Genomic DNA, 8,528 nt, shown 5'->3' with positions numbered 1-8,528 from the left:
GGAACGGCCGAGATCGTCCGCGTGGACTGATGACGGCGGGGAAAGGGGGCATCATGTCTCAGGCGTGAGTTACGCAACAACGCCTTGCTTGTGGCAAGGGCACAAAGGCAATGCCAGCCGCTCGCCCCGCGACGCATGAACATCCAGATCGAACAGGAACCGGGGGCGTGTTCGGTCGCGCTCCATCCGCAATCCCGAGGCATCCGAAGGGTCTTGCTCAAACCTTCACGCCAAAAAGCAACGAAAGCCCGGAGCCAGCACCCTTTTCAAAACGTTCGCAAATGCTGCGGCCTTGGCCGCGTCCCATTCCACAAAAGGCTGGAAGCGGAACTTTACTGCGCTCGTGCGAACATTTGCAATACCCGCGAAGCCGATGCTCGTGCAAAGGGACTTGGCAAGAAGCACGATAACGCACCGGGCCCGAATACAAAGGCGCGCATCGACCTTTTCGAGGGGTGACCCGGACTGCCTTCGGTCTTCGCGATTGCGAGGCGTGGGCAGCGGTCGTGGTCAGTCGCTCGGAGCCGAGCGGAATTCTGCGCCGTCGGTCTCCGACGTCTCTTTCATCGAGGGCTTCCGACCTCCGACCGAACTCCTCATTCAGCGGCGATGGCGTATTCGGCGGGCGTGACAGGGTGCGCAAGGACCTCCAGCTTGCGCAGGGCCGGCAGGAAACGATTGTGTTTCCGGACAAGACCGAGCGTAGCCATGCCGACGCAGTATTTCGAGACCGACTTGGTCGGCTGCAGGTGTTCGGCGCGCAAGATCTTGTCCGCGATGCCGTTGCCGCGCGCCGATTTGGTCTCGAGGATGAACATGTCGTCGCGCGAGGCACCGACGGCGGTGGCCGCGCGGAAAGCCATGCGCGTGTCGATCGTCATCCGTTCGCTTCCCTCCCTGGCAACCAACGTGATGCGCTCGTAATTCATCCGGATCACCGAAAGCAGGTCGCGGCCCAGCGGCTCTCCATACATGTCGCTGTGACATTTTTCGATGAAAGCGCGCTCCTCTGCACCGAGGCCCAATTCAGGCCGCGGCAACCTCTGGCGTTTCTTCACGGTCCCGCCGCGCCCATCCTTCAGCTTGACTTCCAGGTAGCTGAACCCGGCATCGACATAACTCCGGATCCGCACCTTGCACCGTTTGCGGCGGTTCTGGTGGTGGTCGAAATACAAGCTCGCGTCAGCATCGTCGAAATAATCTGTATCATATGCAAACGCCCGCTTGCCTTCAATTTCGAGCAGGTCGAAATGCTCCCGAAACCGTTCGAAAGCAGGCAGCAGGCGGTCGGCCGGCACGATGTACTTGTTGTCCAGCCGTTCCAGCATGGCAGCCTTGGCGTTCAGTCCGTCCAGCGAGATCGTGCCAAAGGTGGAAAGCGTGGCGGCGATACGATGATCCATGTCTATGTCTTTCCGTTCGGTTGGTATTCACTGGCGAGTTCCGGACCATAGCCGCGTCGGGGAGGACGTGAAGGCCAAGGCGCGCATCCCCGGCCTGCCGTCAATCCGACCACGGTGCGTCGTCGATCGTATCGCCCCCGAGCAAAGGATTGCGCGCCCCCCGGAACGCTGCCGGACGATCGGCACCGCCATGCAAGACGACCCGGGGATACAGCATCGTGCATCCGTGCGGGCAGCGCAGAAGAGTGCATTACAGCAGACGGGCGCGACGGGAAAGGAATTGCACTGCGATCCGGGCACCGGGCAAAGCATGTCATTTCCGGTAATACACGTTGATCTGCGCCATATCGGTGATGTAATTCAGCGCCAGGATCTGATAGCTCATCACCTCGACGCCGAGCCGCTCGGACAATCCGGCGCGCATCTTGGCGGGATCGGACAGGGTGTCCGGGTCGATCTTGTCCAGCGTGATCTTGATCCCGTCGACGGATTTCAGGATCCGCGGGTGGTCGAAGACGTAAGCCCCAAGCAGCACGAAACCGACGACGACCAGCACGAAGGGCAGCGTCGTACCGTGGATCGAACAGATCACGGCGATGGCGACGGAGCCGAAAAAATACGTGATCTCGATCTTGCTGATCTGCTCGGAGCGCAGAGTGAACAACGCCAGTATCGCGAACAGTCCGAACCCGGCGGCCAGCGAGAACTCGACCGAGCTCAGAATGGTCAGCACACCGAAGGCGAAGACGTTGAACAGGGATGCGGCGGTGACCAGCTCCTTGTCACGGTAACGCCGGTAATAGAGGCCGAAGATCAGCGCGGTCATGGCAACAATATCGATCCCGAACCGCGGAACGACGCCGCTATCCAGCAGGTCAGTTACCATATTCCCTCGCAAACCGGTTGATCGCGAGACATCGGGACAGCACAAGCATCCCCAACTCGTCGCAATTTCAGACATCTTACAGGGTATTAGAAGAGTGCAGCTTTATGACAAGCGCACGCAGATTTTGTGGCATCTTTGCGGCGCCCGGACCCTTCACGCCTCGACGCTGAGCCCGGATCCAGCGCTCCAAGCAGCCGGTGAAAAAAGCTCAAGGGCCCAGGAGACGGACGTATACGGAGACTTCCAGCTGCATTCGAGGTCCGTTTTTCTCTGGACTCGAAGAAGATTCCGGGGGTGATTTGCACCGCTCTCCAGCCTTGAACCGCGGGGGGGGGGATGACTTTCTTCGCGGCATCATGACGGTGGTGGCCTCATGGCACCATCGAAATAGTGCATGCCGGGTGGGTAGTTGCAGGAGTTCGCGCTATTGGACCGGTCTCCTTCGTGTCGATCATCCAAGGCTAGATGGACGAAGGGGAGCACACCGGGGGTGGATCCCGCAGACCGGGTACGCCTGCCCTCTCGCCGGGCCTTGCCATCCACCTGGAGGCGGCACCTCAGGGACGGATCCTGGCCGGGCCGAACGAAGGGCGGTTCGACCTCGGCGTGCTGGGGGGGACGCGCGGCTCGTTGCTCAGCATCTGAGACGCGAGGAGCTGTGTCTCGTGCTGCCTGCGGACGCAGCCGATACGCCGGTCCCGCTTGCCGAGCTGCAGTCGCGCGGCTTCATCGCGCACCCCGATGGCCATGGTTATGCCGCCGATCCGCTGAAGGTGAACGTCCCGGGCGACTATCCCGGCGCGGACCGGTTGCGCATTCGCGGCACCGTAAACCAGATCGGGCAAATCCCGCGCCCGTGGCCCGCGGGATCGGCTATACCCTTCTGCCGCGCAGTGGCGTGGAGGCCTATGCCGGGAAGGCGGACCTTTCCATAGCGCCCCTGGCCGAGCGACGCTGGCTCGCCACCCGGCGCGGCCGCACCCTGTCCGCGCGCCTGCGCCATGCCCGTGACCTGATCGCACGGACCGCGCAACAGCTCGGCCAAGGGACACCGCATTCGACGATGCAAGCGACTTGCAGGGACCGAAGACACGTCAGGAGGAACGAGGCGGTTCTCCCTCCCCGGCTCAACCACGGCGTTGCAAATCGGTATTCGCAGGTTCGCAGCCATGCAGGGGCCGCCGATCCGGGAGCGGCCTTACGGGCGCGAAACCGGCCAATAGCATGCCGCGATGGTTTCCGCGTCACCGCCCAAACCAAATTGCCCCTGCCGCCACGAGCGGAACGGGGTGCCCCGCGGTGACCACGACGGGCGACAGCCCGCGGTGGGTTCGGTGTCCACGCGCGGGCGCCAGAGAAACGCCCTCGCCACGAGCATCCGGCGGCACCTCGAGCGGCACCGGCAGCACCACGCCGGGTCCCGCCGGTCAAACGTTCCAGGCCGGTCGGTTGCCAAGACGCTCGATCAGGAAATCCATGAATATACGTGTCTTCGGGGTCAGCACATTCGTGCGCGGATAGACAAGCCAAAGCACCGATTGATCGTTCAACCACCACTCGGGCAGCACGCGGACAAGACGAGCGGCCGCAAGCTCGCGGGCAACGTTCCAGGCGGAATTCATCGACAGGCCAGCGCCCGCCAGCGTTGCCGCGCGCTGCGCATCGCCATCGTCCACGATCGTGCGGCATACCATGCGGGCCGGGTCCAGAGAGGCGGTCTCTCCTTGCCCGTTCACCAACTCTCTGGGCTCCAGGGTGCCCCAGGCAATGAGGTTGTGTCCGGGAAGGTCCGACGGGATCGCAGGAGTGCCGCGCCGTTCAAGATAGGCGGGCGAAGCGCAAAGAATGCGGGTGTCGGCCGCCAGTTTACGGCCCTTGAGGCTGCTGTCCGTCAATGGCCCACTGCGCAGGGCAAGGTCAAAACTGCCCTCGATCGCGTCGAACCGAGTGTCCGACAGGCGCAGATCGAGGGTGAGATCGGGATAGGCCGTGTGAAATTCCGGCAGGAGCGGCATGATATGCAACTGTGCGAAACTGCTCGGCGCGGCGAAGCGCAGAGTGCCCCTGGCGCCCGCCCCCTTGCCGCCCAGCGCCGCGCGAGCCGCATCGGCCTGGACAAGGATCTCGCGTGCATAGGGGAGGAAATCCGCGCCATCGAGCGACAGTGACACCTTGCGCGTGGTGCGCCGGAGCAGCTCCACCCCGAGCTCCTGCTCGAGCTTGGCAAGCCGGGCGCTGGCAACCGCGGGAGCTAGCCCGAGCTCGCGACCCGCCGCCGAGATATTCAACCGCTCGGCCGCCATGACGAAAAGGCGCAGGTTGTCCGTATCCACGGTATTATATCCAGAAACTAAAATAGCCATGCTAATGCTCAGGCGTTTATCGCGATTGTGCAAGGGATAGCTTGGTGGCCAGAAAACGCGCCTCCGGAAAGGAAAATTCCGTGACCCATTATTCGATCATCGAAGTCAGCCCACGGACCGATGACAGGATCACCGGCTACCTGCCAGCCGCCAACCGCCTGATCGAACGGCATGGGGGCCGCTATCTTGCCCGGACGGCCAGCCACGAACAGCTCGAAGGACCGGAGCGCGGCGCCGCGCTGCGGATCGTGATCGAATGGCCCTCTGCAGAAGCCGCGAAGGCCTTCATGACCGATCCGGACTATGCAGATCACCTCGCGAACCGCCAGGCAGGATCGAGCAGCTTTCACTGGCTCGTCGAGGGCAAGGACGACCTCGCCTGCCCCCGGAACACGATTCCGTAGCCCTCGATGCCTGACCAACACCGCGCTTCCCGGCTCTCGATCAGGGCCACGACAGGGCCTTCCGGCGCGGCATCGGGCGCGCCGCGCGGATGCCGGTGGCGGCGTGCCGCGCACGGTGGATGCGATAGCCCTTTGCATCCGGCTGGACCTGCCATAGACGAGCCTTGAGCGGCCGGAGGTCGCCAGACGGTATACGAGGCAGGGTTGATCAGCACCGTTGGGAGCGGCATAGTCATGCGATACCGGTTGCCCACGGAAAGGGTGGAGCTTTGACTGACAGTCTGCGGCATCGCCTGCGTCGTGATACCGCGGTGCACCATGATCGTGTTGATGCGGCCTATTCGCATGCGGAGCTCACCGAGGTGACCGGTCTGACCACCTTCCTCGCGGCCAGTTTGCGGGCGCTCGACGCGATCGAGCCCGCGCCGGGGCCGTGCCGTGCGGCCGCCGAGACGCTGCGCCGGTCGATGGCCGACGCGGCACGCCGTGACCTTGCCGAGCTCGGCTCCCCCGCCCACGAGCCCGGCCACGGCACGTCCGAGCCCGCCGCGAGCCTGCCGCGCCCCGCGGCTCTGGCAGCAGAGGCGGTGCTCTATGTCCTCGGGGGCGCGCGTATGGGCGCGGCCGTTCTGCGCCGCGACTGGGGCCGGTCCCGCGATCCGCGCGTTCTGGCCTGCGGGCGCTATCTTGGCGCGCAGTTCGACGGGCCGAGCTGGCCCGCCGTGGCGCAGGCCCTCGGCGCACGCCCCGCCGTTGGCGCCGATGCCGAGGCGATCGTTGCCGATGCGCGGCGCGTATTCCATACATTCGAGCGGTCCTGGCCCGAGCCGGGACACAAGAAGGAGCTTGTCCGTGGCTGATGATATGCTGCGCATCGAGAACGATCCGCTCGATATCTGCGCCTCCGAACAGATCCAGTTCATGGGCCGCGTGCAGAGCTACGGCTGTCTGCTCGTGATCAACAACTCGTGGATCGTGCAGAACGCGTCCGAAAACACCTACGACATCCTTGGCCTGAAGGCCGAGGGGCTGATCGGCATGCGGCTCATCGAGCAACTCTCGCCGGAGGCGATGCACACGCTGCGCGGCAAGGTGCAGACATTGAGCGGCGGAGACGAGAGCGTCAGGGTCTTCGGCGTCGATCTCTTCAATGACGGGCGCCGCTTCGACGCCGCCATGCATCGCTCGGGACTGAACTACCTGCTCGAGTTCGAACGCAAGAGCAACCCGGCGCAGCGCGACGACCTTTCGCTGGTCGAGCCGCTGATGGCCAAGGTACGGGCCGCCGACAGCGTCGAGGAGATGTGCAAGATCGCCGCGCGCGGCCTGTGGGCCCTGACCGGGTTCAGCCGGGTGATGGCCTACCGTTTCGAAGCCGATCACAGCGGCCGTGTCATTGCCGAGATGGCCTCCGCGAACATGGACCGCTATCTCGGTCTTGCCTTCCCGGCGGGCGACATCCCCCCGCAGGCCCGCGCGCTCTACAAACGCAACCTGCTGCGCATCATCCCGGACATCACCGCCCCCTCCTCCCCGATCCGCCCGGCCTGCGATCCGCAGGGGCAGCCGGTCGACCTGTCGATGGCCGTCACCCGCGCCGTCTCTCCCATTCATATCGAGTATCTCGCCAACATGGGCGTGCGGGCCAGCATGTCGGTCTCGATCATGCGCAATGGCGAGCTGTGGGGCATGATGGCCTGCCACCACCCGCAGCCTCTTTATATCGATTACGAGACGCGCTCGGCCATCGAGCTCTTCATCCAGCTTCTTTCCTACGAACTGACCATCCACGAGGACCGGCTCGAGCGCGAACATGCCGAGAAGGCGAACGCTCTGCATGACCGGCTCGTCATGCTCTTCGAGGCGGGGCTCGATTTCACGACCGGGCTCAACGCCCTGTCGCAGGAGATCGCCACCGTGGTGGAGTTCGACGGCATCGCGCTGCGCAACAACGACCGCTACCATCATGACGGGCTTGCCCCTTCCGAGGAGGAGTTCCGCCGCATCGAGACGCAGCTTTCGGCGATGCCGGCGGGCCGCCTCATCACCAGCTCGCGCATCGATAGCCTGATGCCCGGCGCGCTCGATCCGGACAGCGGGATCGCCGGGCTCATGGCATTGCCGATCCGCAGGCACCCGCGTCAGGCGGTGGTGCTGTTCCGGCGCGAGGTCACGCAGAACGTCGTCTGGGCCGGCAAACCTGCGGGCAAGGACGATCCCGAAAAGAGGATTTCCCCGCGTCAGAGCTTTCAGGCCTGGCAGGAGACGGTCCGGCGGACCAGCGCCGAATGGAGCGCGGGCGAGAAGCGCGCGGGCGAGGTGCTGCGCGTCACCCTGCTCGAGCTGATCCTCAAGATCGCCAGCGACAGCAGCCGCGCGGGGCGTGCGCGCAACCAGCGCCAGGAAGTGCTCATTTCCGAGCTGAACCACCGGATGCGCAACGTCTTTGGCCTGATCGAGGGCATCGTATCGGACGGGCGCGGCGACCCGGCGCTCGACCCCCATATCAACAGCATCATTGGCCGCATCCGCTCGCTCGCGCGGGCCAATGACCAGCTGACGGGAAGCAATAGCGGGCCCTTCTCGCTCTGCGCGCTGATCCGCAACGAGGCCGAGGCGTTCGGCGGCAGCAACGGGACGATGCATTTCGGCGCGCTCGATCTGCACCTTGCCGCTGAACTGCGCCCCACGATGGCGCTGGTGATGCATGAGCTGGTGACCAACTCGGTCAAATACGGTGCCCTCGGCGCACGGGGCGGCATCGTCCAGGTCGACATCTCGAAGAAGGCCAAGGGCGCGGCGGCCGAGATCGTCTGGAGCGAGCGCGGCGGTCCGCCGGTCGGCGAGCCGGACCGCGTCGGCTTCGGCACGACCCTCATCACCCGCTCGATCCCGCATGAGCTCGGTGGCACGGCCATCCTCGAATACCACATATCCGGCCTCGAGGCACGGTTCACCCTGCCCAGCAACCGGATCGAGGCCTTCGTCCCCATGCGCCCCACCGCCGGGGCCAAGCTCGTGGATGTCGGCACCGAGGAGGCGGGGCCCGATACGGCGCGGCTCTTGTCGGGGCATGCGCTCGTGGTCGAGGACAACCTGATCATCGCGATGAACGCCGCCGATGCCCTGCGTGCCCTGGGCGCCGAGACGGTCCTGACGGCAGGCAACGTAGCGCAGGCGCTCGAGCTTCTCGAGGAGAACGAGATCACCCTGGGGCTTCTCGATATCGACCTTGCGAGCGAGAATTCCTCGGCCGTGGCCGCGGCTCTGAAGGAAAGGGGCATCCCCTTCCTTCTTGCCACGGGTTATGAGGGCGCCCGTATCGAGGATCCGGCCTATGCCGGCGCGCCGCTCCTGTCCAAACCCTACAGCAACGAGGCGATCGCCGCGCATCTCGCCACGCTCTAGGGCACCGGCCGGGGGCCGTCCCGCGCCAGCGATCCACGACCGGCGCAGCTCCGGCGGGCGTGAG

Annotated in this window: 6 protein-coding genes; 3 read left to right on the top strand and 3 right to left on the bottom strand. The window is 64.8% G+C overall.

The features are described 5' to 3' along the window. Positions 1-596 precede the first annotated feature (596 nt). The 3 genes from PMES_RS12035 to PMES_RS12025 form a co-directional block, all read right to left on the bottom strand. Positions 597-1,403, bottom strand: a complete 807-nt coding sequence (locus PMES_RS12035) for a polyphosphate polymerase domain-containing protein (protein WP_159965969.1) — start codon at positions 1,401-1,403, stop codon at positions 597-599. Positions 1,404-1,716: 313 nt separating this feature from the next. After that, positions 1,717-2,289, bottom strand: a complete 573-nt coding sequence (locus PMES_RS12030) for a DUF4956 domain-containing protein (protein WP_201288999.1) — start codon at positions 2,287-2,289, stop codon at positions 1,717-1,719. A gap of 1,427 nt (positions 2,290-3,716) precedes the next feature. Next, complete coding sequence (locus PMES_RS12025; protein WP_159965968.1) at positions 3,717-4,622, bottom strand: LysR family transcriptional regulator; 906 nt, start codon at positions 4,620-4,622, stop codon at positions 3,717-3,719. Positions 4,623-4,732: 110 nt separating this feature from the next. Here PMES_RS12025 and PMES_RS12020 point away from each other — a divergent pair, with 110 nt between their 5' ends. The 3 genes from PMES_RS12020 (at position 4,733) to PMES_RS12010 (ending at position 8,464) form a co-directional block, all read left to right on the top strand. Further along, positions 4,733-5,056: a DUF1330 domain-containing protein gene (locus tag PMES_RS12020; protein WP_159965967.1), complete on the top strand. Its 324-nt coding sequence runs from the start codon at positions 4,733-4,735 to the stop codon at positions 5,054-5,056. 269 nt (positions 5,057-5,325) lie between these two features. Beyond that, the gene (locus PMES_RS12015) at positions 5,326-5,916 is read left to right on the top strand and encodes a biliverdin-producing heme oxygenase (RefSeq protein WP_159965966.1); all 591 of its coding nucleotides are present in this window, start codon (positions 5,326-5,328) and stop codon (positions 5,914-5,916) included. Then, positions 5,909-8,464 (top strand): GAF domain-containing protein, encoded by a 2,556-nt coding sequence (locus tag PMES_RS12010; RefSeq protein WP_159965965.1) that lies wholly within the window; start codon positions 5,909-5,911, stop codon positions 8,462-8,464. Before PMES_RS12015 ends, PMES_RS12010 begins: the two co-directional genes overlap by 8 nt. Positions 8,465-8,528: the final 64 nt, after the last annotated feature.

This window comes from Profundibacterium mesophilum KAUST100406-0324 (assembly GCF_009835145.1).
In the GTDB taxonomy this organism is placed as follows: domain Bacteria; phylum Pseudomonadota; class Alphaproteobacteria; order Rhodobacterales; family Rhodobacteraceae; genus Profundibacterium; species Profundibacterium mesophilum.
Note: the sequence above shows the minus strand (reverse complement) of the source record. Positions and strands in the feature narration are given on the sequence as shown.

Coding starts and splice junctions, on each gene's coding strand:
- PMES_RS12030 (WP_201288999.1), bottom strand. CDS start 2,289: ATGGTAACTGACCTGCTGGATAGCGGCGTCGTTCCGCGGTTCGGGATC.
- PMES_RS12035 (WP_159965969.1), bottom strand. CDS start 1,403: ATGGATCATCGTATCGCCGCCACGCTTTCCACCTTTGGCACGATCTCG.